Source organism: Streptomyces sp. NPDC003691, assembly GCF_053981115.1.
This window is the reverse complement of record NZ_JBSFNQ010000054.1, coordinates 1-22,731: the sequence shown is the minus strand read 5'-3', so window position 1 is coordinate 22,731 and position 22,731 is coordinate 1. Positions and strand designations below refer to the sequence as shown.

Here is a 22,731-nt window from a genome sequence, read left to right as displayed (position 1 = left end):
TGGTCACGGTCCGCGCCCGGGAGAAGGGCCGCCGGATTCTCAGTACCCGACGACCAGGTCCTTCTGATCGGTGTTGTGCACCGCGCCAGCCCACAGACGGATTGTGCCGATCCGGCCCGGGAGGTGGTTGCCCCAGGCGCTGTTCAGCCAGGCCATACCGACGGCGGGTCCGCCGCTGCCCGCCTCCGCGGTGAACTCGGTGGGCTCGCCCTGCCGGTCACTGAGGAAGAGGCTGATGGTCCCCGACTGGGCGTCGTGGGCACCCACAAGTCGCACTTCCGATCCGACGGCGGCCACTTCGTCGCTCTGGACCGAGGCGCCGGAGCCGTCCGCGGTCAGTCGTCCGAAGTGCCACCGGCCGAGCGCAGCGATTTCCGCCTTGGGCTCGCCCGTCGTCTCGTCGAGGACAGGGTTCCCATCCGCGTCCTGGACCTCGCGGCCGGTGGGGCCGGCTCCGGTCTTCTCGAACCACAGGCCCCAGGACGAGCCGGCCGCGGTCCGCTGGCCCAGGATCTGGGCCCGGTGGCCGTTCGGCCGGTCGGCGAGGGCGACCCCGTCGACTAGGGCGTCCACCGCCACGGTGAACGAACCCGTGGCGTCGACCAGCGGGGATGTGCCGAACTCCGCTCCTCCGGTTCCGTCCAGCAGGATGGATTCGGTGCTCAGACTCGCCCCCGAGCCGAGGGTCAGGGCCGCCCCGTAGCCGGTGACGGTGTCCTTGACCACGTCACCGGTTGCCCCGCGGGGGTCGAGATGGGCAACGAGCTCGAGATGGGGCATGCCCGTACCGTCCGGGCCGTCGAGGAGCCGGGCCTCGGTAGCGATGTCTCCGGCGGCCTTGGCCGTCTGCCAGACGGCGACCTCGTCGACGGTCCCCGGGAAGGTGCCGGTGTACGTACCGCGGTGCTTGGCCCGACCCACCTGGAACGGTCCCGGGGCCGGCCAGTTGGAGGTGATGGTGTCGGTTCCCTGAGGTCTGCCGTTGACGTGGAGGGTCAGCAGATTCGCCTCGTGGTCCACGACCGCTGCCAGATGTGTCCAGACCCCGGTCTGCGCCGGGCTCTTCGCCCGGACCGTCTGGTTGTCCAGCGAGGTGGTGGCGGTGTCCGCATCGGCCAGGCGTATGCACCAAGTGCCCGCCAGCTCGCAGTACCCCAGGAAGAACGGGCTGGAGTGGGCTCCGTCCTGGCCGAGGACGGTCGCGTCGGCGCCCTTGGCATCGAGCCGGACCCAGGCTGCGATCGTGTAGGACGCAGCGGTCTCCACCACCGGCTGGACGGTGGCGGCGTAGCCCGCTTTCTCCAGCGTCAGCCCCTGGTCCTGTCCGCGGACTTCGGGGGTGGTCTCCGTCGCCGGGCTTTTCACGACCTCACCGCGCCTGCCGTCCGGCGTGCGGACCGCTCCGGCCGCCAGGACCAGGTCGTCCCGGGGCCCGGCACCCGCCGGGGAACCGTCGAGGGCGGCTCCGCCCGGTTCGTCGAAGCTCCAGCGGGCGGCCGCCCCCGGCCCCTCGCTGACGAGGAACCGCACAATCTGCTGTTCGCCGCCCAGCGGGTAACCCGCCGATTTGGCCTGCACGTACAGGAGCAGGCTTCCGGAGGACGGTGGGGTGATGGTCGCCTTGTAGGTCACCCCGGCCTTCCAGTCGGACCAGGCGGAGTCTGTGGAGAGTTTGTAGCGGTAGCCGTTGTTGGGGCTCGTCTCGCCGGCTCCGGGGCCGAACAGCACCGTTCCGGGCTTGCCGGGGGCGCCTGCCGGGGCGCAGGTCCCCCCGGGCACGCACTCGCCGTACACGGTCCAGGCACTGACGGTCGGCTTTTTCGGCGCCTTGCTGTCGACGAGGAAGTAGCACCAGGGAGAGGCGGAGCTGGCCTGGTAGCTCTTGTCGCTGTTGTACAGGGAGTGGGTGACTGCGCTGAAGCGGTACAGCTTTCCGTCGGTGAGGGCGGCGTCCCAGTCCTTGTCCTGGACCGGGAAGCCCTTGAGAGCGCTGGTCCACGCGACATAGCCAGCCGTCGGCTTTAGCGGGCCGGTACTGGGTTGCGGTGCGTTTGTCCACGCAGTGCCGTTCTTCACCTCGACGTCGAACGAGACCCGGAGCCGTGCTCCGGATTCACCGCCAGCCACAACCCGGGGCATGGCCAGGAGATCCGGACGCGGATCGGTGATGACCGAGGGCGAGGCTTCCGTTGTACTGCACAGTCGGCTCGAGCCCACTTTGAGGCCGTATGCCGAGGGGATGGCCGGCTTGCTGTAGTAGTCGACCGTGAGGACCGCGTCGTCGTCGAAGCGCTTCCAGGAGACCGTATCGGTCTCGTCCTTCGCCATCAGCATCAGCGTGAGCCGGGAGAACTTCCCGGCGGCGAAGTCCCGGACGGTCGGGGTGAGGTTCTCGTCCGTCTCATCGGGGTTGTCGTTGAACTTGATGACGGCCTTGGGCTGTGCGGGGGAACAGGCGCTTCCCCGCCCCGCCGACACATTGCGGTCACCCATCTGGTCGAGCTTGGCGGGCCCGGGCCACTTGCTCGTGGAGGAGATGTTGTCGGTCCGCTCCAGATCCACCCAGCGCGCGTCACAGGAGAAGGAGAACGTCTCCGTCACGGCGAAGGTGGCGTCCAGGACGTGCTTGCCCTTCAGCTTGTCCGGAGCGAACTCGAAGTACATGCGGTTCACATAGCCCGATCCGCAGTAGTAGGTGCGGCCCCCGATGGTCGCCGTACCGCACTTGCCGACGCTCATGCCGTTGTCGCCGCCGGAGAAGTTGTAGAACACGTCTCCGTCGGAGGACAGCACCGTGCGCTCGGACTCGTTGAGTTCGACGGACGGGTCGATGTACAGCGGCAGCTCGGCCTCGCTCGTCCGGGCCAGCAGACCAGGGTCCGGTACCACCTCGACGCTGTTCCGGCCCAGGACGACATCCATGACGGCGGCCTCGTCACCGGTGCCCGGGCCCGCGAGGGGATCACCCTCCTCGGGAGGAGCGACCGGCACCGGGTCCGCCCGGAGGCCGGCGGTACGGACCCCGAGGCCCAGCGGGCGCAGGCCGTCTTCCTGGGGCGTTGCCCGTGCCTCCCCGGCGGAGTTCCACATCTGGGCGCTCGGGGAACGGAAGACCACCTGGCCGTTGGCGTCCAGGGCCTCCATGCTTCCGGCGGCACCCGCTCGCATGGTCAGACCTTCGGTGTCCAGGGCGTAGGCGATCGCCCGCAGGGCCGGGTCCTTCGCAGCGTCCAGTGTCTCGACCTCCAAGACCTGCCGGAAGCCCTCGACGGTGGCGGTGAGGATCAGATTGACATCGGGGCGCACGTTCTCGTAGACGGCGCGGGGGCCCTCGAGGCGCGGCGCGGGCAGGGTACCCGGCCAGCCCAGTGACACCGAACGGCCGGGCTCGCCGATGGTCACCAGATCCCGGCCGCTGCCGCCCGCCGAGAAGGAGACCTCGACCGCACCCGCCTTCGGGCCGATGGAACCGTCGTTCCGCCTCACGAGCGTCGCGTCGGGTGCCACCCAGCCTCCGCCGGATGCCGCGACCCGGACGGGGACGATCGACTTCTCCAGAGTGAGGGTGTCGCCGTCGGGGTTGGCGTAGACGGTCTCCCGCTCGGTGCGCTCCTCGATTACCTCGACCCGCTCACCGCTCTGCTCGGCGAGGGCGAGGGCGCTCTGTTCGGGTGACTGTGCCGAGGGCGGTGCCGTCGGCCGGGAAGGGTCCGCGACGGCCGGAACCGCCGACAGCACCAGCGCTGGGAGTACCACTACCGACAGTACTGATACCGCTCGACGACGCCGCACGCCTCTCGGCGTGCGCGACCGTCTCCACCCGAACCCCACAGCTACACCTCGGAGATTTGAAGAGATCTTGAAAGTGCGGTGATTGAACGATGAGGAAAAACTGCACGTCAAGCGCGGTAAGTGAGCTTGGGGGGTGATGTGTTGGGTGACTGCGGAGTTAATGTCGGAGTTCTGCCGTAACTGACATTGATCAACCGATCTGCCCGTTCGGTGGTGAAGTGATTACACAAAGTGACTGGATTGGAGGGTTGGGGCGGGTGCCCGAGGCAACTGTCGTGCGGTGCGCAACTCCGGCTCGCGGGAATCCGATTGCCCCCGGGCCACCTTGGGTGCAGTGCGCCGGTGCAGTGCGCCGGGGCGGGGCGGCCGTGCGGCGGTGCCTACGCTGAGCATTCATGCGACCGCGGACGGGAGGTGACTGATGTCACGCCGCCGATGCTTCCCTGGAGCGGTTGCGGAGGTGCCCAGTCACCGGCCGAACGGGGGCTTCAAGTACGGAGTTCCCGCTCGCCGGCGCCGGATGCAGCATGATGGACCGCGTGTCCCACCCCCATCTACGCCGGGAACCCGTCCAGGCACGCAGCGCGGAGCGGCTCGAGCGGATTCTCGATGCCTGTGCCGAGCTGCTCGACGAGTCGGGGTACGAGGAGCTGTCCACGCGGACGGTCGCCGTCCGGGCCGGGGTGCCGATCGGGTCCGTGTACCGGTTCTTCGGGAACAAGCGCGCCCTGGTGGACGCGCTGGCCGCGCGGAATCTTGACCGGTACGGGCGGCGGGTCGCCGAGCGGGTGACCGGGCTGCCGCCGGGGGACTGGCGCGGGCTGCTGGACGCCGTTCTGGACGAGTATCTGGCGATGCGGCGCACCGCGCCGGGGTTCTCCCTGGTGGACTTCGGCTACCGGATCCCCGCCGGGAGTCCTCCCGCCGGCACCGAGCATGCGCTCGCCGACCGGCTCGTCCACTTCCTCGCCGCGCAGATCGGCCGGGAGCCCGACCCCGGGCTGCGCCGTACGGTCCTGGTCGCCGTGGAGGCGGCGGACGCGGTGCTGCGGCTCGCGTTCCGGGAGGCCGAGGAGGGGGACGCGGCGATCGTCGCGGAGGCGCGGCAACTGCTGCGCGCGTATCTGGCGCGGGTGCTGGACCCCCGGGGATGAGCGGCGGGCGGCGGGCCGTATCGCCGGACGCGGGGCCGTACCTCCGGACGGGTGGATTCCGGCGACCGGGGGCGCGCTGCGGCGGGATTTCCGGGCCGGTCGTGTGACCTGCGGGTTCACCGATGGTTTTGCTCGTATTGCTCGCACGTCAACATCTTGTTAACGCTGATTGACGCGACCTAACGTCATCCGGACCGCCGATTCGGTGGGAGTTCAAGGATGAACGTTAGGTAGCCCCCCATGCTGACAATCCTCGGCTTCGCCATGATCGCGACCTTCCTGGTCCTGATCATGATGAAGAAGATGTCGCCCATCGCGGCGCTGGTCCTGATCCCCGCGTTGTTCTGTGTCCTGGTCGGCCAGGGTGCCCAGCTGGGGGACTATGTCATCGAAGGCGTCGGCAATCTCGCGCCGACCGCCGCGATGCTGATGTTCGCGATCGTCTACTTCGGTGTGATGATCGACGTCGGTCTTTTCGACCCGATCGTCCGCGGAATTCTGAAGTTCTGCAAAGCCGACCCGATGCGGGTCGTGGTCGGTACGGCGCTCCTCGCCGCGATCGTCTCCCTCGACGGCGACGGTTCCACCACCTTTATGATCACCGTCTCGGCGATGTATCCCCTCTACAAGCGCCTGAAGATGAGCCTGGTCGTGATGACCGGTATCGCCGCCACGGCCAACGGTGTGATGAACACCCTGCCCTGGGGCGGCCCCACCGCCCGGGCCGCGACCGCGCTGAAGCTCGACGCCGCCGACATCTTCGTGCCGATGATCCCCGCGCTGATGGTCGGTCTGCTCTTCGTCTTCATCCTGGCGTACTTCCTGGGCCTGCGGGAGCGCAAGCGCGTGGGCTACCTCTCCCTGGACGAGGTGCTGGAGACCGGCAAGGAGTCCGGGACGGTCCTGGTGAAGGCCGGTTCCGGCGGTTCGGCGGCGAAGACCGGGGGCTCGGCCTCCGAGGGCTCCGCGGGCTCCCCGGCCTCCGCGGGCGGCTCCGGCGACGACGCCGCCGGATCCGCCGCGGTTCCCGGCGACGGCGACACCGAAGGTTTCCAGGGTCTCGACCCGAACCGGCCCACCCTGCGCCCCAAGCTGTACTGGTTCAACGCCGGTCTCACCATCGCCCTCCTCACCGCGATGATCATGGAGCTGCTGCCCATCCCGGTGCTGTTCCTGCTCGGTGCCGCCCTGGCGCTCACCGTCAACTACCCCGACATGGCCGAGCAGAAGGCCCGGATCGGGGCCCACGCCGAGAACGTCCTCAACGTCGCCGGCATGGTCTTCGCCGCCGCCGTCTTCACCGGTGTCCTCACCGGTACCGGCATGGTCAAGCACATGGCCGACTGGCTGGTCGGCGCCGTGCCCGAGGGCATGGGCCCGCATATGGCCATCGTCACCGGCCTGCTGAGCCTGCCCCTCACGTACTTCATGTCCAACGACGGCTTCTACTTCGGCGTGCTGCCCGTGCTCGCCGAGGCCGGTGCCGCCCACGGAGTGTCCCCGCTGGAGATCGCCCGGGCCTCCCTCGTCGGCCAGGCGCTGCACATGTCCAGCCCGCTGGTGCCCGCCGTCTACGTCCTCGTCGGCATGGCCAAGGTGGAGTTCGGCGACCACACCCGGTTCACCGTCAAATGGGCGGCCCTCACCTCGCTGGTGGTCCTCGCCGCCGGAGTGCTCTTCGGCATCATCTGACCGCACCTTTCCCTCCCCCCACAGCGCCTCGGCGACCCTTCGGTCGCCGGGGCGCGGCCGTTCCCGGAGGGCGGGCAAGGGCCGGTGGGGCGCTGGGTGCGGTGGGGGAGGGCTATGCCTCCGGGGTGCGCTCCGGGGCCGGCCGCAGGGCCGCGTACTGAAGGTACAGCCCGTCGATGATCGCCCGCAGCCCGGTCTCGAACGCGCCTTCGTCCACCTGCTCCTGGTGCTCCGCCAGCAGATGCGCCCGCCCCAGATGGGGATAGACGGCCGGGTCGTACGCCGTCGCGTCGTCCACGAAACCCCGGGCGAAGGAGCCGAGCGCCGAGCCGGTGACGAAGTAGCGCATCAGGGCCCCGATCCGGGTGGCCTGGGCGGGCGGCCAGCCCGCGCGGACCATCGCGCCGAACACCGCGTCGGCGACCCGCAGCCCGGCCGGCCGGCGGCCGGGGCCGCGGGCGAAGACCGGAACGATATGGGGGTGGGCCCGCAGTGCCGCGCGGTGCGAGAGCGCCCAGTCGTACAGGGCGGTGGGCCAGTCGCGCCCGTCCCGCGGGTCGAACATCGAGAGGTCGATCCGGTCGCTGACCGCGTCCGCGACCGCTTCGAGGATCTCGTCCTTCGTCCGGAAGTGGTTGTAGAGCGAGGGGCCGCTGACCCCCAGCTCCGCGGCGAGACGGCGGGTGGAGACCGCGTCGAGCCCCTCGGCGTCCACCAGGGCGCCGGCCGCCTCGACGATGCGGTCACGGCTGAGGAGGGGCTTGCGGGGGCGGGCCATGGGGCTCATAGTAGGGCCCGCCCAAAGAAGACTATCAGCGCTAGTTAAAAAGGGGGCGGGAGCCGTGGATCTGGAGCTGAACGCCGAGCAGTCGGCGGTACGCCAGCTGGCGGAGGACTTCGTACGCCGGGAGGTCGTGCCGTACGCCACCGCCTGGGACCGGGCGGAGAGCGTCGACCCGGACATCGTCGGAAAGCTGGGCGCCCTCGGGTTCCTCGGGCTGACCGTGGACCCCGCCTACGGCGGCTCCGGCGGTGACCAGCTGGCGTACTGCCTGGTCACCGAGGAGCTGGGGCGCGGGGACTCCTCCGTGCGGGGTATCGTCTCGGTCTCCCTCGGGCTGGTCACGAAGACCATCGCGGCCTGGGGCGACGAGGACCAGAAGCGCACCTGGCTGCCGCGGCTCACCTCCGGCGAGGCGCTCGGCTGCTTCGGGCTCACCGAACCCGGGACCGGCTCCGACGCCGGGAATCTGACCACCCGCGCCGAGCGCGACGGCGGCGACTACCTCCTGACCGGTACCAAGATGTTCATCACCAACGGGACCTGGGCCGATGTCGCGCTGGTGTTCGCCAGGACCGGGGGCGCCCCCGGCCACCGGGGCGTCTCCGCCTTCCTGGTGCCCACCGGGAGCCCGGGGCTGAGCCGTACCCCCGTCCACGGCAAGCTCGGGCTGCGCGGCCAGGCCACCGCGGAACTGGTGCTCGACCGGGTACGGGTTCCCGCCTCGGCCATGCTCGGACCGGAGGGCAAGGGCTTCTCGGTCGCGATGTCGGCGCTCACTCGCGGACGGATCTCGGTGGCCGCGGGCTGTGTCGGCATCGCCCAGGCGGCCCTGGACGCCGCCGTCGGCTACGCGGGCGAGCGGGAACAGTTCGGCCGGCCCATCGCGGGCCATCAGCTGGTGCAGGAGCTGATCAGCGACATCTCCGTGGACGTGGCCGCGGCCCGGCTGCTGACCTGGCGGGCGGCCGGGCTCGTCGACCGGGGGGAGGACTTCGCGACCGCCGCCTCCCAGGCGAAGCTGTACGCCTCCGAGGCGGCCGTCCGGGCGGCCAACAACGCGCTCCAGGTCTACGGTGGCTATGGCTACATCGACGAGTATCCGGTCGGGAAGCTGGTCCGGGACGCCCGGGTGATGACACTCTACGAAGGCACCAGCCAGATACAGAAGCTGATCATCGGCCGGGCCCTGACGGGAGTCTCCGCCTTCTGAGGGGGGGGCGGGTGCCGCCCGTCCGCCGGGTGGAGCCGGGCTGCCGTGGCCGGTGCGGTGCGGTGCGGTGCGGTGCGGTGCGGTGCGGTCGGTCCGGTGCGGTTCGCTCCGGCCCGCGGACCTAAGCGCTTGCTCAGCTTCGGGGTATGGTGATGCCCCGGAGAGCAGAAGGAGAGCCATGGCCGCGGCCGACGACACGACGCCCGACAGCGGGAGCGAGGACGTCCCGTGGGGCGAGGTGGCACCCGAGGCGGCGCGCAGACTGCTCGTCGCCGCGGTCGAGGCCTTCGCCGAGCGCGGGTACCACGCCACCACCACCCGCGATATCGCGAGCCGGGCCGGAATGAGCCCCGCCGCTCTCTATATCCACTACAAGACCAAGGAAGAGCTGCTCCACCGGATCAGCAGCATCGGCCACACCCGGGCCCTGGAGGTGCTGTCGACCGCCGCCGCCCGCGGCGGCACCCCGGGCGAGCGGCTGGCCGCTGCCGTCTCCTCCTTCGTCCGCTGGCATGCCGGACGCCATGACACCGCCCGTGTCGTCCAGTACGAACTGGACGCGCTCACCCCCGGACACCGCACCGAGATCGTGGCCCTGCGGCGGCGCAGCGACGCCGTCGTACGGGAGATCCTCCGGGAGGGGGTGGAGACGGGCGAGTTCGACGTCCCGGACGTGCCCGGCACCACGCTGGCCGTGCTCTCCCTCTGCATCGACGTCGCCCGCTGGTTCAACGTCAACGGCAGACGCACCCCGGACGAGGTCGGTGCGCTCTACGCGGACCTGGTGCTGAGGATGGTGTCGGCGGGGAGCCGGCCGGAGCGCCTCACTCTCTCGTGAGCCGCCGCGCCGCCCCCGCCCGGTCCGGGCGGACCGGCACGGCTCAGAAGTAGTAGCGGGACAGGGACTCCGCCACGCACACCGGCTTCTCGCCGCCCTCGCGCTCCACCGTCACCAGCGCGGTCACCTGCACCCCGCCGCCCGCCTCCTCGACCCGGCCGAGGGTGACCCCGGCGCGCAGCCGGGAACCCACCGGTACGGGCGCCGGGAAGCGGACCTTGTCCGTACCGTAGTTGAGGCCCATCCTCATGCCCTCGACCCGCAGCACCTGCGGAACCAGCAGGGGCAGCAGCGACAGCGTCAGATAGCCGTGGGCGATGGTCGTTCCGAACGGGCCGTCCGCCGCCCGTACGGGGTCCACATGGATCCACTGGTGGTCGCCGGTGGCCTCGGCGAAGAGGTCGATCCGCTTCTGGTCGATCTCCAGCCAGTCGCTGTGCCCCAGCGGCTCGCCGACCCCGGCGGCCAGCTCCGCGGCGGAGGTGAAGATCCTCGGCTCGGCCATCTCCCCGGTCCCTGCCTCTCGGTGACGGAGTGTTCCGCCGTACGGTGCGCCGGTACGGCTCCGGCGGACGGGCACCGGCGCGAGTCCGCCGCCGGGCGCCTGAGCGCTTGCTCAGCATCCTGGGGAGCGACGACCGTGTCAACGGACCACCCAGTAGTGTTCGAGGGGTGCCTCCACCATCCGAGACCATCGGCGAACTCACGGTCGGCCAGCTCGCCCAGCGCAGCGGCGCAGCCGTCTCCGCCCTGCACTTCTACGAGTCCAAGGGGCTGATCCACAGCCGCCGCACCAGCGGCAACCAGCGCCGCTACACCAGGGACGCGCTGCGCCGGGTGGCGTTCGTCCGGGCCGCGCAGCGGGTCGGTATTCCGCTGGCCACGATCCGCGACGCCCTCGCGGAGCTGCCGGAGGAGCGGACGCCCGACCGGGAGGACTGGGCGAGGCTCTCCCGGACCTGGCGCCGGGAGCTGGAGGAGCGCATCCAGCAGCTCGGGAGGCTCCGGGACACCCTCACCGAGTGCATCGGCTGCGGCTGTCTCTCCCTGGAGACCTGCGCCCTGTCCAACCCCGAGGACGCCTTCGGCCGTCAGCGGCCCGGGTCCCGGCTGATGCCCGGTCCCCTGTGGGCCGCCCAGGAGGCCGGGGAGACGGGGGAGTAGCCGCCCGGTCGGCGAGCGGTGCCGCGCGCCCGGGGGTCACCACCGTGGGGACGCCGCCGCCGGAGGGTCGGGTCTGCCCGCGCCGTGCCGGGGCCTGGTGCGGGGTGGGTGCATGGGCCCGTCGAGGCGGGCCCGCACCCCCGTGACAGGCCCGCCCCGCGCGGGCGCCCGAGGGGGCGCTCACGCATCGGCTCCACTGTCCGCGAGGCAAAGGAGTGGGGCGAACCATTTTCCGTCTGCTACGGCAGGGCTTCGGCCGCCGCCGGAGTCGCGGCTGCGGCTGAGGCTGTGCCCGGGCCGGCTGTGCTTCGAGGTGCGTCCGGGCCATGGTGCGTCCGGACCGCGGCCTAGGCCACGGAGGCGAGGACCGTGGACCGTGCCGCGCGCCGGGCCGCGGCGACCGCGTCCTCCGTCAGCACCGGACGGGGGACGACTATGCCGCAGCCCGTGCAGACGGGCCCGGCCCAGGGGGCGTTCTTCAGATCACGGCGCCAGACGATCGCCGAGGCGCCGCAGACGGGGCAGCCGGCGCCGGGCGCCCCCGCCAGCGCGGCGACCAGCTTCCGCAGCACCTCGTCGAGCGGGGCCGAAGGGTGTTCACGGGGGCTGTCGCAGCGCGCCACCCCGTTGCCGCCCCAGGCGTGCCGGTGCCATTCGTCGTCGGCCGCGGGGCGCCGCAGCCCGTCGTGCTTCTCGCGCTTGCGGCGGTCGGCGAACTCCTCCTCGTAACCGAGCCAGATGTCCCGCGCCCGCTCCAGCTCCTCCAGCGCGGCCACCAGCCGCGCCGGGTCGGGGGAACGGTCCTCCGGCCCGAAGCCGTGCCGGGCACACAGATGGTCCCAGGTCGCCCGGTGCCCGTAAGGGGCGAACTTCTCAAGGCACTTGCGCAAGGAATAGCGCCGCAGTGCGAGATCGCACCGTGGGTCGCGCACCTGTCTCGCAAGACTCCGGAAACCGGCCATCGTCACCGCCACCTCCGTCGCTGGTACATCGGCGTCGAGAAATGGGACGTACGAGCACCCGATCCGGCTCCATCGGAATTCCGATGGGTGCCATCAGCCGGGCGTCCCCTGCGCCGGGGTCCCGATCCCGGCGCGACACGCCCCTTCTCACCCTCCCCGCCTGCCCCGAAAGGCCAGCGATGAACGCCCTCTTCCGAGAGAACGAACACCCCCGTGGCAAGGTTCCACCGCCCGTCCGGGGACGCCCCGGGCCGGGAGGGGGGCAGGTTCAGTCGCCCAGCCGGCCCGCCGTCACCACCAGCCTCGCCAGCTCCGGACGGCAGATGTCGGCATGCGCCCCCGACGGCGGGGCCCCGTCCCGGACCACCGAGGAGGCGTCCACGCTCACACAGCCCGAGCGCGGCAGACCGCCGGTGAGGGCCTCGTCCAGCGAGAGCCGGACGGCCGCCGCCACTCCATGGATACCGCTGTGCCCCATGGCCCACCAGCGCGGGTCGGCGGCTGCCGCGGGGGCGGGCGAATGGCCGTCGTACGCCGGGGCGGACGCGACCGGGTAGAGCGCCCCCAGCGCGCTGTCGTACCGCGAGTGGCAGGCCACCACCGGGCCGTCCACCCGGTGCTCCATGGCCCGCAGCGCCCCGGCCCGGCCCGGCGCGTGCGGCAGCCCGGTGGCGAACGCGTAGTGGGAGAAGGACCCCTGGAGGAGGGTCACGGACTTCACCGTCCGTACACCGTCGGGGAGCCCGCGCAGCGCGAAGGCGACCAGCCGCGCGCCCTGGCCGTGGCCCACGAGATGGACCCGGAGCGCGGGGCGGCTGCGGGCCAGCTGGCCGAGGAGCGGCCCGAGCCCCAGCTCCCCGACCGCGCCCGCGCGGCGCTTGAGCGCGTAGTAGGTGGTCTGGCGCAGCAGTTCGCGGGCGCCCCGCCAGATGTCCGGAGCCGCGGTCCCGCCGCCCGGGCCCCGCCCGCGCGGCGGACCCTCCGGGGCGGCCGGACCGCCGGGGAACCCCGGCCCGCCGGACGATCCGGGGCGGCCGCCGGGCACTCCGGTGCCCCCGGCCTCGACCCGCTCCAGTACCGCGGCGAACCTCCGGCAGAGCGACAGCGGGTCCTCGAACAGCACCGCGGGCGGGCCCTGCTCGTCCCCCGGCAGCAGATCGTCGGTGAAGCAGGAGGACTCCAGCCCGCCCGCCGGAGCCTCGGCGAGCCGCCGCGCCAGCCGCCCGAACTCGGCGACGGCCACCGCCGAACCGGGCCGTTCCGCCAGCAGCGCGCCCAGCCGCGCCACGGTCCCGCCGTGTCCGGGGAAGAGGGAGACCAAGGCCTGCCGGGTGCCGGCGTCCAGCCCGTACAGCCCGCCGCCGGGTGCTTCCACGGCCGTTTTCCCGAGGTCCTCCGGCCCACCGGCCCCGGACCTACCGGCCCCGGACCCGTTCGCGCCGGGCCTCCCCCCGGACGGCTCGTCCGGGAAGGCCATCGACGGCCATCCCACCCCCGCGAACCCCGGCCGCACGCCCCGGCCCATCAGCTCCGGCAGTGCCGCGAAGAAGCCCGAGTACAGCTCCCGCGCCGCCGCGGGGGACTGGTTCCGGCCATGGGCGAACATGACCAGGTCGGTGACCTCCAGGCCCAGCAGGCGGTGCCGCTGCTCCGGATCGACATCGCCGTCCCGGTCGAAGCCGATGTCCTGATACGGTCCCACGTCCCAGCGCGGCATGACCGCCCCCTCCCCCTGACGGGCCCGCCGGAGGTGCGGGACCCCACAGCAGGATCCTGCGCAAGGGGAGCCCCGGCCATACCCGGGACACGATCCGCTCAGATCAGGTCGGCCGCCGTGATCCGGGGGAGGTGCATCAGTACGTCGTAGGACGACAGCAGCCGGGTTTCCACCTCCTCCTCCGGCCAGGAGTTGCCGATGCTCCGGGTGGGGCGGGCGTGGCCCAGCCAGCGCCGCGCGGACGGATCCGCCGTACGCATATCGAGGTAGTAGTTCCCCGGCCGGACCTGTCCGAGGGTCTCCTCGTTGCTGCCCGGAACGGCCGGGCCCACCGAGAACCGGCGGACCGGCTCCGCCGGATCGGTGAGGTCCATCGCGTTGAACGACCCCTGTCCGAAGGTGAAGCCCGCGCACAGATAGGCGTCGCCCACCAGATCCCGGAGGTACGCCCCCTGAAGCCGGGGGTACAGATCGGGCCGTGCGGACTCGTATCCCACATGTCCGTTGTGCGCCGACAGCACGGCCCTGCCGCCCGTCCGCCGCTGCCACCACACCGTGTTCTCGGCCATGATCCGGTCGCGGTAGTCCATCATCGCCCGGCGCCCCTGCGGGTCGAAGTAGTCATGGGTGTAGAACGCGCCGGCCTGGGCGATCGCGCGGGCGTGCCCCACGGCCAGGGAGTGCCTTCGCGCGGCGGCCCCCGTGCCCGCCGGAAGGGGCTCCAGCAGCCGCAGGGCCTCGGCCGTCTCCGCCGCCATCGCCTGCCGCTCCGGCATCGGCCGGGTGAGGTACCGCAGGGTCCACTCGTGGAGCGAGCCGGCCGGCCGGGAGGCCGCGTAGAGCGCCCGGATCCGGGGCAGCAGCCCCGGGCTCCGCCCGGCGACATGGGCGGTGACCGCGTCGAACAGCCCGGCTCCCGCGTAGGAGCAGTCGTTGCCCGCGAACCGCACCGGCCGGTCCGGACGGCCGAGGTTGTACTGCCGCATCCAGCGGATGAGATCCAGATACTCGCGCGTCCGCCACAGGCGGTACGAACTCTGGAACTCCTCCCGCACGATCCGGTCGAGATCACCCTCGCCGCGCAGCACATAGGCGTCGATCCGGACCCCGCTGCTCCACGGCGCCTCCAGGACGAAGGTGGTGAAGCCGCACCGTTCCACCAGATACCGGAAGATGCGGTTCTTGGTGCGGAAGAACTCCCGGGAGCTGTGGGTCGCCTCGCCGAGCCCGAGGATCGACGCCCCGCCGGCCATGCCCGCCAGCGGGCGCAGATCGGCCAGCGGCCGCGCCGCCCGCCGCAGCGCGGACAGCGCGGCCGGCGGAGCGCCGCCGGATCCCGCCCCGGGTGGTCCGGCCGTGACCGCGGGCAGGGCCGAGGCGGCACCCGGTACGGCGGCCGCGGCCACCCCGCCCAGCGCTGCGGCGGACACGGTACGGAGGACGGCGCGGCGGGACCGGCCGGAAGCGGAGATCGTCATGGCACCAGCCTGACGTCCGTGATCAGCGGGAGGCCATCCGGCGGCCCTCCGTACGGGGGCGGGGGATTGCCCCCGCCTCCGTACACCGGGTACCGCCGGACGGCCCGCCCCGCCGCCCGCGCTCAGTAGCGCAGATACCGCCGCCGGACCGAGCGGAACGCGGTCAGCCCCTCCTGCCACGCCCCGGTGATCTCGTCCGTCCCGGCTCCCGCGTCCACCATCGTGCGGACCGCCGCGGTGCCGGAGAGCGTGTCGAGCCAGGACGGGTTGGAGCGCAGCCACGCGAAGCCGGACCAGGACCGCTTCGCCGTCACCAGCAGGCCGATCCCGGTCCGTACCGGATCGAAGGCGGCCCGGTCGTGGACATGGAGCTGCACCCCGCCCGCGGTCTTCCCCTGGTGCTTGCCGAACGTCGGGGTGAAGTAGGCCTCCCGGAACCGTACGCCGGGCAGCCCCAAGGCGTTCGCGGCCTCGGCCCACCGGCCGTCGATACCGGGCGCGCCGAGCAGTTCGAACGGGCGGGTCGTGCCCCGCCCCTCCGACAGTTCGGTGCCCTCGAAGAGACAGGTGCCCGCATAGACCAGTGCCGTGTCCGGGGTGGGCATATTGGGGCTCGGCGGCACCCAGGGCAGGCCCGTGCCGTCGAAGAAGTCGGAGCGGCGCCAGCCCGCCATCCGGACCGTGTCCAGCCGCGCCGGACGGTCCTTCAGGAACTCCGCGTTGAACAGGGCCGCCAGCTCCGCCACCGTCATCCCGTGCGCCTGAGCGATGGGGCGGCGGCCGACGAACGAGGAGTACCGCATGTCCAGCACCGGCCCCAGCGCCGCCCGGCCGGTCACCGGATTCGGCCGGTCCAGTACGACGATCCGTTTCCCCGCGAGGGCCGCCGCCTCCATGCAGTCGAACAGCGTCCAGATGTACGTGTAGAAGCGCGCGCCCGCGTCCTGGATGTCGAAGACCACGGTGTCCACGCCCGACGCCGTGAAGACGTCCGCCAGCGGCTGTCCGGACTTCCGGTACGTGTCGTAGACCGGGAGCCCGGTCGCCGGGTCGTCGTAGCGCCCCTCGGAGCCGCCCGCCTGGGCGGTGCCGCGGAATCCGTGCTCGGGGCCGAAGACCGCGACGAGGTCCACCCGGTCGTCGGCGTGCATCACATCGACGATATGGCGTACGGAGGCGGTCACCCCGGTCGCGTTGGTGACCACACCCACGCGTTCCCCGGCGAGCCGGGCGTACCCCTCGGCCGCGAGCCGGTCGAAGCCGGTGCGGACCCGGCCGCGCCGCCCGGGTCCCGGCCGGTCGCCGGAACCCCCGCCTCCCTCGTCGTCCGCGCGGGCCGCGGACCCGGTGGCGGCGAGTGCCCCGGCCGCCCCGCTCGCGGCCAGAAGTCCCCGTCTGGACAAGCTCATACGACTCCTCAGGCTCTCTTCGGCGTACCTGGTGTCTCCGTTGTCCCTGCTGTCACTGCCGTACGCGGGCGTTACCCCGGTACCGGTGATCCTTCGTGTGCTGCGCACGCTAGCGCGGCCGGGTGCGGCGGGGGAACGACGCGGAGGGGCGTTCCTCTTCCCGGTTGATGACCGACTGCTTAGTCTGTCGCCCTGTCCCGGGCCCGCCGGACGGCACGGGGGAGAACCGGCGGGGCGCCGGGGCGGAACGGGACGGGCGGGACGGGCGGGACCGGTGGGAGGATCCCCGGACGGGCGGCCCCGCAGCCCGCGGAGAACCGGCCCCGCACCCCGCGGGGAACCCCCGGGGCGGTACGGCGAACGAGACGGAAGACGGAAGGCGGTCGAGGGCATGGCGAGGACGACGGACGGGGACCACACCCCCGTACCGCGGAAACTGCTGTCCGCCGCCACCCGGCTCTTCGCCGAACACGGCTACGACAAGACCTCCGTACAGGAGATCGTCGAAGCCGCGGGCGTCACCAAGGGCGCGCTCTACCACTACTTCGACTCCAAGGAGGACCTCCTCGGGGAGGTGTACGGGCGGATGCTCCGCCTCCAGCAGGAGCGGCTCGACGCCTTCGCCCGCGCCGACGCGCCGGTCGACGTCCGGCTGCGCGCCGCCGCCGCGGACGTGGTCGTCACCACCATCGAGAACCTCCAGGACGCGCATATCTTCTTCCGCTCGATGCACCATCTCTCGCCCGCGAAGAACAAGCAGGTACGGGCGGAGCGCAGGCGCTACCACGAACGGTTCCGGGCGCTGGTGGAAGAGGGCCAGACGAGCGGGGTCTTCGCCACGGCGACCCCGGCCGATCTGGTGGTCGACTACCACTTCGGCTCCGTCCACCATCTGCCGACCTGGTACCGCCCGGACGGCCCGCTGACCAAGGAGCAGATCGCGGACCATCTCGCGGACCTGCTGATGCGGGCCCTGCGCCCCTGACGACCGGCCCCCGGGCCCGGCCGGGACGGGCGGTCAGCCGTACCGCCGCAGCTCGCGGCGGGCGAGCGACCGCTGGTGGACCTCGTCCGGCCCGTCGGCCAGCCGGAGGGTGCGGGCGGCCGCCCACAGCCGGGCCAGCGGGGTGTCCTGGCCCACCCCGGCGGCACCGTGGAGCTGTACGGCCCGGTCGAGGATGTCCACGACCGCGCGCGGGGTCGCGATCTTGATGGCCTGGATCTCGGTGTGCGCGCCCCGGTTGCCAGCGGTGTCCATCAGCCAGGCCGTCTTGAGGACGAGCAGCCGCAGCTGCTCGACGGTGACCCGGGCATCGGCGATCCAGTTCCGGACGACCCCCTGGTCCGCCAGCGGACCGCCGAACGCGGTACGGGACACCGCCCGCTCGCACATCAGGGCGATCGCCCGCTCGGCCATCCCGATCAGCCGCATGCAGTGGTGGATCCGGCCGGGCCCCAGCCGGGCCTGGGCGATCGCGAAGCCGCCGCCCTCCTCGCCGACCAGCTGGTCCGCCGGGACCCGGACGTCCTCGAACACCACTTCGGCGTGGCCGCCGTGGGCATGGTCCTGGTAGCCGTACACCGTCATCGCCCGGACGATCCGTACCCCCGGCGCGTCCCGCGGCACCAGCACCATGGAGTGGCGGCGCCGGACGTCGGGGCAGTCCGGGTCGGTCACGCCCATCACCACGAAGACCGCGCAGTCCGGGTTCATGGCACCGGAGATGTACCACTTCCTTCCGCTGACGGCATAGCAGTCGCCGTCCCGCGCGATCCGGGTCCGGACATTGCGCGCGTCCGACGAGGCCACATCCGGTTCCGTCATCGCGAAGGCCGAGCGGATCCGGCCCGCCAGCAGCGGCTCCAGCCAGCGCTCGCGCTGCCCGGCCGTACCGAACTCCGCGAGCAGCTCCATGTTCCCGCTGTCGGGGGCCGAGCAGTTGACGGCCGCCGGTCCCAGCTCGGGGCTGTGGCCGGTCAGCTCAGCCAGCGGCGCGTACTGGAGATTGGTCAGCCCGGCGCCGTACCGCCCGTACCGCCCGTCGGGCAGGAACAGGTTCCACAGCCCCCGGCGGCGGGCCTCCGCCGTCAGCTCCGCCAGCACCGGCGGGGTCTCCCAGGGGGAGGCCGCCCTCGCGCGCTGCTCCTCGGCCAGCGGTTCGGCCGGCAGGACGCACTCCGTCATGAACGCCCCGAGCCGCGCCCGGAGTTCCTCGGTCCGCCCGTCGAACGCGAAGTCCACGGATCAGCCCTGCCGCAGGGTGGCCAGGCCGTGCCCGACGAACAGCGGGACCAGCGCGCCGATCCGGTCGAAGCCGGGGCCGACGGTCAGCCCGAGACCGAACCGGTAGTGGATGCCCTCCAGGATCACCGCCAGCTTGAACCAGGCGAAGGCGGTGTACCAGGAGATGGCGCGGACGTCGCGGCCGGAGCGTTCGGCGTACCGGGCGACCAGCTCGGCGGCCGGGGGGTGGCCGGGCGCCGCCGCGCCGCTGCTCAGCGGTGAGTCGGGGGGCTGCTCCAGGGGGGTGCTGTACATCGCCAGCAGCCCCAGGTCGGTCAGCGGGTCGCCGAGGGTGGACATCTCCCAGTCCAGTACGGCGGTGATGCGGTCGTCCGGTCCGACGAGAACGTTGTCGAGGCGGTAGTCGCCGTGGACGACGGCGGGCGCGGGCGACTCGGGCAGGGCCCGGCCGAGCTCCGCGTGCAGTTCGTCGATCCCGTCGAGGTCGCGGCTGCGGGAGGCGGCCAGTTGTTTGCCCCAGCGCCGCAGCTGCCGGTCGAGAAAGCCGTCGGGGCGGCCGAAGTCCTGGAGCCCGGCGGCCTCGGGGGCGACCGCGTGCAGGTCGACGAGGGTGTCCAGCAGTCCGAGGAGGACGGTCCTGGTGCGCTCGGGGCCGAGGGCGGCGAGCTGCTCCGCGGTGCGGTACGCGGTCCCCGGGGCGTACTCCATGACATAGAAGGGCGCGCCGGTCACCGACTCGTCCTCGCACAGCAGCAGCGGCCGGGGCACCGGGACGGGGGTCGGGTGCAGGGCGCTGATCACCCGGAACTCGCGCCGCATGTCGTGCGCGGTCGCCAGGACGTGCCCGAGCGGCGGACGGCGTACGACCCAACGCGTGCCGCCGTCGCCGACGGCGTAGGTGAGATTGGAGCGGCCGCCCTCGATCAGCTCGGCGGTCAGGGGGCCGGTCACCAGCCCGGGACGTTCGCGGTCGAGGAGGTCGCGGAGGCGTACCGGGTCGAGGCCGGGCGGGGATTCGGAACGCATCGGAGCCACCTCCGAGAGCGAAGGGACGGACCAACCGATGATGACCGACCGGTCGGTATGGAGTCCAGGGGGTGCGCCGGGGGCGTGCCGGAGTACGCGCGAGGAGCACATCCGCGCGCGCCGGGGCGGACGGGGTGCGGCCGAGTGCCGGTGGCGCCGGGCCGCGGCCGTGCGCCGGGGATGCGGTGCCGCGCGGAAGGGTCCCGCCCGGGATGCGGCGCCGCCCGGATACGGCGCCGCGCGGAAGGGTCCCGCCCGGGATACGGTCCCGCCCGGACAAGGTGCCGCGCGGGGGAGCCGCCCGTCCCGGCCCGGCGGACCACCGGGCGTGCCGTCCCTGCCCGCGGTACCGGTACCACGGCTGCCGCCCGGCGCCCCGGGTTCAGCGCAGCAGTGTGACCGCGGCGACCGCGAGTGCCACCGTGCAGCCCGCCGCCGCCAGGGCGGTACGGGACGACAGGGCCGCCGGGCGTGCGGTGCCCAGGGCGCGGGTCCGGCGGCCGGCCACCCCCAGGAACGCCAGCCACACCAGCATCGCGGCCGCCCAGGCCGCCGACGCGGTCGCGTCCATGGTGTCCCCGCCCGCCGCCTGACGGGCCGCCAGTACCGCCACCACGGTGAACGCCAGAGCCGTACGCCGCCAGGCGAGCCGGGTCCGCTCCGGCTGGAGCCCGGGATCCCGCTCCCGCTCACCGCCCTCCGCGCCGGCCGCCGTCAACGGTTCCCGTCCCACCCCAGCAGCACCACGGCCACCATGATCAGCGCCACCAGCGCGACCACCAGACTCAGCACCGCCGGGAGCCGGGAGACCGGCAGGTCCTCGCCGCGCCGCATCGCCTGCTCGCACCGCACCCAGTGGTTGACCGCCCGCAGCGCGCAGAGCACCCCGGCCGCCAGCAGCCCCAGCGCCATCGCGGCCCGGACCGCCCAGCGCAGTTCGGGCAGGAACTGGTCGACCGCGAATCCGCCCCCTATCAGCGCGAGCGCCGTACGGAGCCAGGCCAGGAAGGTCCGCTCATTGGCCAGCGAGAAGCGGTAGTCGGGCGTCCGCCCCTCCGCCCGCATCCGTTCGGGCGAGAACCAGAGCCGCAGGCTCCGTACCCGGCCCGTCATCCGTCCGCCCGGTGCCCGCACCGGCCCGGATCAGCCGCCCGGTTCCGCATGCGCATCGACATTCGCATCCACATCTGCTTTCGCTTCCGTATCGGCAGCCCCATGCGGCGCACGATACCCGCGGGATGATCATCGGAACCGGCGGTGGACGGTCTCCCCGCCCGGGCGGCGGACCTGTTGACATGCCCCTGGCCCGTACCGAGGATCGTCCCGACACCGCACCGGCACGGAGACGGAGACCCATGGCGTACGACGCTGACGTGATCGTGATCGGGGCCGGCCTGGCCGGGCTGGTGGCCACCGCCGAACTCGTCGCCGCCGGGCGTACCGTCATCCTGGTGGACCAGGAGCCCGAGCAGTCGCTCGGCGGTCAGGCGCACTGGTCCTTCGGCGGACTCTTCCTGGTCGACTCGCCCGAACAGCGGCGGCTGCGCATCCGGGACAGCCTGGACCTCGCCCGCCAGGACTGGCTGGGCACCGCCGGGTTCGACCGCGAGGCGGAGGACCGCTGGCCGCGCCGGTGGGCCGACGCCTATCTCGACTTCGCCGCCGGGGAGAAGCGGCCCTGGCTGCGCGAGCGCGGAGTCCGCTTCTTCCCCGTCGTCGGCTGGGCCGAACGCGGCGGTTACGGAGCCACCGGCCACGGCAACTCGGTACCCCGCTTCCACATCACCTGGGGGACCGGACCCGGTCTGGTCGCCCCCTTCGAGCGGCGGGTGCGCGAGGGTGTGGCCCGCGGTCTCGTCCGGCTCCGCTTCCGGCACCGGGTCACCGGCCTCGGCCGGACCGGCGGCACCCTGGACACCGTCAGCGGCGAGGTGCTGGAGCCGTCCCCGGCCGAACGCGGCACCGCCAGCAGCCGGGAGGTGGCCGGGGCCTTCGAGTTCCGGGCCCAGGCCGTGATCATCGCCTCGGGCGGTATCGGCGGCAACCACGAGCTGGTCCGCGCGCAGTGGCCGGGGCGGCTGGGGGCACCGCCGCGCACGATGCTCTCGGGCGTTCCGGCCCATGTCGACGGGCTGATGCTGGGAATCGCCGAGCGCGCCGGTGCCAGCCATGTCAACCAGGACCGGATGTGGCACTACACCGAGGGCATCCAGAACTGGAACCCGGTCTGGGCCCGGCACGGCATCCGGATCCTGCCCGGCCCCTCGTCGCTCTGGGTCGACGCCCGCGGACGGCGGCTGCCCGTCCCGCTCTTCCCCGGCTTCGACACCCTGGGCACTCTGGAACACATCGTGACCTCGGGTTACGACCACACCTGGTTCGTACTCGACCGGAAGATCATCGGCAAGGAGTTCGCACTCTCCGGTTCCGAGCAGAACCCCGATCTGACGGGACGCTCGGTACGCGGGGTGATCGAACGGGCCCGCGCGGACGTCCCCGGGCCGGTCCGCGCCTTCATGGAGCACGGCGCGGACTTCGTGGTGGAGCACGATCTGGCGGCCCTGGTGCGCGGGATGAACGCGCTCACCGGCGACGAACTGATCGACGAGACGGTGCTGCGCCGCGAGATCGTCGCCCGGGACCGCGAGATCCGCAATCCCTTCACCAAGGACCTCCAGGTCACGGCGGTCCGCGGGGCCCGGAGGTATCTGGGCGACAAGCTGATCAGGACCGCGGCGCCGCACCGGATCCTCGATCCGTCGGCCGGTCCGCTGATCGCCGTACGGCTCCGGGTGCTGACCCGCAAATCCCTGGGCGGGCTGGAGACGGACCTGTCCTCGCGGGTCCTGGGGGCGGACGGCACACCGCTGGCCGGGCTGTACGCGGCGGGGGAGGCCGCCGGGTTCGGCGGCGGCGGTGTGCACGGCTACCGCTCGCTGGAGGGCACGTTCCTCGGCGGCTGCATCTTCTCGGGGCGCGCGGCGGGGCGGGCGGCGGCGGAGGCGGTGCGCTGAGCCGTACCGCGGCCGTGCTCCCGTGCGTACGGACCCGACCGTCCCGCGAAACACGCGCGCGTACGGTGCCGACGTTCCCGGCACCATGTGGGTACGGCTCCGGCGGCCCCCGGTACACGTACGTCCCGCGGCGGGCGGACCCACCACGGGACGTACGGAAACGCTGCCGGGCGGCCCGGACCGGAGGTCGCGCAGATAGGCGCCGAGGGCGGCGGGCGGTACGGCGCAGTCCTCCCAGCCGGGCCA

18 protein-coding genes are annotated in these 22,731 nt (G+C 72.6%); 7 read left to right on the top strand and 11 right to left on the bottom strand.

Annotation, left to right across the window (positions count from 1 at the left end; genetic code table 11):
* Positions 1 to 39 precede the first annotated feature (39 nt).
* A complete protein-coding gene (locus ACWDR0_RS23565; protein WP_456353721.1) occupies positions 40 to 3,756 on the bottom strand; it encodes a LamG domain-containing protein in 3,717 nt (1,238 codons plus the stop codon).
* A 566-nt stretch (positions 3,757 to 4,322) separates the two neighbouring features.
* Between ACWDR0_RS23565 and ACWDR0_RS23560 the strand changes: the two genes are divergently transcribed.
* Positions 4,323 to 4,946 (top strand): TetR family transcriptional regulator, encoded by a 624-nt coding sequence (locus ACWDR0_RS23560; protein WP_456353747.1) that lies wholly within the window; start codon positions 4,323 to 4,325, stop codon positions 4,944 to 4,946.
* Between the two features lie 240 nt (positions 4,947 to 5,186).
* Entirely contained in the window at positions 5,187 to 6,638 is a 1,452-nt protein-coding gene (locus ACWDR0_RS23555) for a CitMHS family transporter (protein ID WP_456353720.1), read from the top strand.
* Positions 6,639 to 6,750: 112 nt separating this feature from the next.
* Here ACWDR0_RS23555 and ACWDR0_RS23550 read toward each other — a convergent pair whose 3' ends face one another.
* The gene (locus ACWDR0_RS23550) at positions 6,751 to 7,416 is read right to left on the bottom strand and encodes a TetR/AcrR family transcriptional regulator (protein ID WP_456353719.1); all 666 of its coding nucleotides are present in this window, start codon (positions 7,414 to 7,416) and stop codon (positions 6,751 to 6,753) included.
* A 64-nt stretch (positions 7,417 to 7,480) separates the two neighbouring features.
* On the opposite strand from ACWDR0_RS23550, the gene ACWDR0_RS23545 reads away from it, so the two are divergent.
* Entirely contained in the window at positions 7,481 to 8,632 is a 1,152-nt protein-coding gene (locus ACWDR0_RS23545) for an acyl-CoA dehydrogenase family protein (RefSeq protein ID WP_456353718.1), read from the top strand.
* Between the two features lie 178 nt (positions 8,633 to 8,810).
* Positions 8,811 to 9,470 carry a TetR/AcrR family transcriptional regulator gene (locus ACWDR0_RS23540; RefSeq protein WP_456353717.1) on the top strand — a complete coding sequence of 220 codons (660 nt, stop codon included), beginning with the start codon at positions 8,811 to 8,813 and terminating at the stop codon, positions 9,468 to 9,470.
* Between the two features lie 43 nt (positions 9,471 to 9,513).
* Here the strand turns inward: ACWDR0_RS23540 and ACWDR0_RS23535 are convergent, their stop codons facing one another.
* Entirely contained in the window at positions 9,514 to 9,975 is a 462-nt protein-coding gene (locus ACWDR0_RS23535) for a MaoC family dehydratase (protein WP_456353716.1), read from the bottom strand.
* A 167-nt stretch (positions 9,976 to 10,142) separates the two neighbouring features.
* On the opposite strand from ACWDR0_RS23535, the gene soxR reads away from it, so the two are divergent.
* Entirely contained in the window at positions 10,143 to 10,634 is a 492-nt protein-coding gene (gene soxR, locus ACWDR0_RS23530; RefSeq protein WP_456353715.1) for a redox-sensitive transcriptional activator SoxR, read from the top strand.
* 347 nt (positions 10,635 to 10,981) lie between these two features.
* Here soxR and ACWDR0_RS23525 read toward each other — a convergent pair whose 3' ends face one another.
* The 4 genes from ACWDR0_RS23525 to ACWDR0_RS23510 form a co-directional block, all read right to left on the bottom strand.
* Positions 10,982 to 11,596: a hypothetical protein gene (locus tag ACWDR0_RS23525; protein WP_456353746.1), complete on the bottom strand. Its 615-nt coding sequence runs from the start codon at positions 11,594 to 11,596 to the stop codon at positions 10,982 to 10,984.
* 268 nt (positions 11,597 to 11,864) lie between these two features.
* Entirely contained in the window at positions 11,865 to 13,313 is a 1,449-nt protein-coding gene (locus ACWDR0_RS23520; protein ID WP_456353714.1) for a serine-threonine protein kinase, read from the bottom strand.
* Between the two features lie 98 nt (positions 13,314 to 13,411).
* Positions 13,412 to 14,791 (bottom strand): erythromycin esterase family protein, encoded by a 1,380-nt coding sequence (locus ACWDR0_RS23515; RefSeq protein ID WP_456353713.1) that lies wholly within the window; start codon positions 14,789 to 14,791, stop codon positions 13,412 to 13,414.
* 122 nt (positions 14,792 to 14,913) lie between these two features.
* Entirely contained in the window at positions 14,914 to 16,200 is a 1,287-nt protein-coding gene (locus ACWDR0_RS23510) for an exo-beta-N-acetylmuramidase NamZ family protein (protein WP_456353712.1), read from the bottom strand.
* Positions 16,201 to 16,591: 391 nt separating this feature from the next.
* Here ACWDR0_RS23510 and ACWDR0_RS23505 point away from each other — a divergent pair, with 391 nt between their 5' ends.
* Positions 16,592 to 17,185, top strand: coding sequence for a TetR/AcrR family transcriptional regulator (locus ACWDR0_RS23505; protein ID WP_456353711.1), 594 nt, complete (start codon positions 16,592 to 16,594; stop codon positions 17,183 to 17,185).
* A 33-nt stretch (positions 17,186 to 17,218) separates the two neighbouring features.
* Here the strand turns inward: ACWDR0_RS23505 and ACWDR0_RS23500 are convergent, their stop codons facing one another.
* From ACWDR0_RS23500 to ACWDR0_RS23485, 4 genes are all read right to left on the bottom strand, one after another.
* Entirely contained in the window at positions 17,219 to 18,442 is a 1,224-nt protein-coding gene (locus ACWDR0_RS23500) for an acyl-CoA dehydrogenase family protein (protein ID WP_456353710.1), read from the bottom strand.
* Between the two features lie 3 nt (positions 18,443 to 18,445).
* Positions 18,446 to 19,471, bottom strand: coding sequence for a phosphotransferase family protein (locus ACWDR0_RS23495; RefSeq protein ID WP_456353709.1), 1,026 nt, complete (start codon positions 19,469 to 19,471; stop codon positions 18,446 to 18,448).
* 382 nt (positions 19,472 to 19,853) lie between these two features.
* Positions 19,854 to 20,204, bottom strand: coding sequence for a DUF202 domain-containing protein (locus ACWDR0_RS23490; protein WP_456353708.1), 351 nt, complete (start codon positions 20,202 to 20,204; stop codon positions 19,854 to 19,856).
* Positions 20,186 to 20,584: a YidH family protein gene (locus ACWDR0_RS23485; RefSeq protein WP_456353707.1), complete on the bottom strand. Its 399-nt coding sequence runs from the start codon at positions 20,582 to 20,584 to the stop codon at positions 20,186 to 20,188. Before ACWDR0_RS23485 ends, ACWDR0_RS23490 begins: the two co-directional genes overlap by 19 nt.
* Before the next feature lie 242 nt (positions 20,585 to 20,826).
* Here ACWDR0_RS23485 and ACWDR0_RS23480 point away from each other — a divergent pair, with 242 nt between their 5' ends.
* The gene (locus ACWDR0_RS23480) at positions 20,827 to 22,485 is read left to right on the top strand and encodes an FAD-binding dehydrogenase (RefSeq protein WP_456353706.1); all 1,659 of its coding nucleotides are present in this window, start codon (positions 20,827 to 20,829) and stop codon (positions 22,483 to 22,485) included.
* Positions 22,486 to 22,731 lie beyond the last annotated feature (246 nt).

Excerpts from the sequence above, each read along its gene's own strand:
- ACWDR0_RS23510 (WP_456353712.1), bottom strand. The coding sequence starts at position 16,200 with ATGAGCTTGTCCAGACGGGGACTTCTGGCCGCGAGCGGGGCGGCCGGG.
- ACWDR0_RS23540 (WP_456353717.1), top strand. The coding sequence starts at position 8,811 with ATGGCCGCGGCCGACGACACGACGCCCGACAGCGGGAGCGAGGACGTC.
- ACWDR0_RS23495 (WP_456353709.1), bottom strand. The coding sequence starts at position 19,471 with ATGCGTTCCGAATCCCCGCCCGGCCTCGACCCGGTACGCCTCCGCGAC.
- ACWDR0_RS23520 (WP_456353714.1), bottom strand. The coding sequence starts at position 13,313 with ATGCCGCGCTGGGACGTGGGACCGTATCAGGACATCGGCTTCGACCGG.
- ACWDR0_RS23480 (WP_456353706.1), top strand. The coding sequence starts at position 20,827 with ATGGCGTACGACGCTGACGTGATCGTGATCGGGGCCGGCCTGGCCGGG.
- ACWDR0_RS23555 (WP_456353720.1), top strand. The coding sequence starts at position 5,187 with ATGCTGACAATCCTCGGCTTCGCCATGATCGCGACCTTCCTGGTCCTG.
- ACWDR0_RS23505 (WP_456353711.1), top strand. The coding sequence starts at position 16,592 with ATGGCGAGGACGACGGACGGGGACCACACCCCCGTACCGCGGAAACTG.
- ACWDR0_RS23485 (WP_456353707.1), bottom strand. The coding sequence starts at position 20,584 with ATGACGGGCCGGGTACGGAGCCTGCGGCTCTGGTTCTCGCCCGAACGG.
- ACWDR0_RS23535 (WP_456353716.1), bottom strand. The coding sequence starts at position 9,975 with ATGGCCGAGCCGAGGATCTTCACCTCCGCCGCGGAGCTGGCCGCCGGG.
- ACWDR0_RS23550 (WP_456353719.1), bottom strand. The coding sequence starts at position 7,416 with ATGGCCCGCCCCCGCAAGCCCCTCCTCAGCCGTGACCGCATCGTCGAG.
- ACWDR0_RS23515 (WP_456353713.1), bottom strand. The coding sequence starts at position 14,791 with ATGACGATCTCCGCTTCCGGCCGGTCCCGCCGCGCCGTCCTCCGTACC.
- ACWDR0_RS23525 (WP_456353746.1), bottom strand. The coding sequence starts at position 11,596 with ATGGCCGGTTTCCGGAGTCTTGCGAGACAGGTGCGCGACCCACGGTGC.
- ACWDR0_RS23560 (WP_456353747.1), top strand. The coding sequence starts at position 4,323 with ATGGACCGCGTGTCCCACCCCCATCTACGCCGGGAACCCGTCCAGGCA.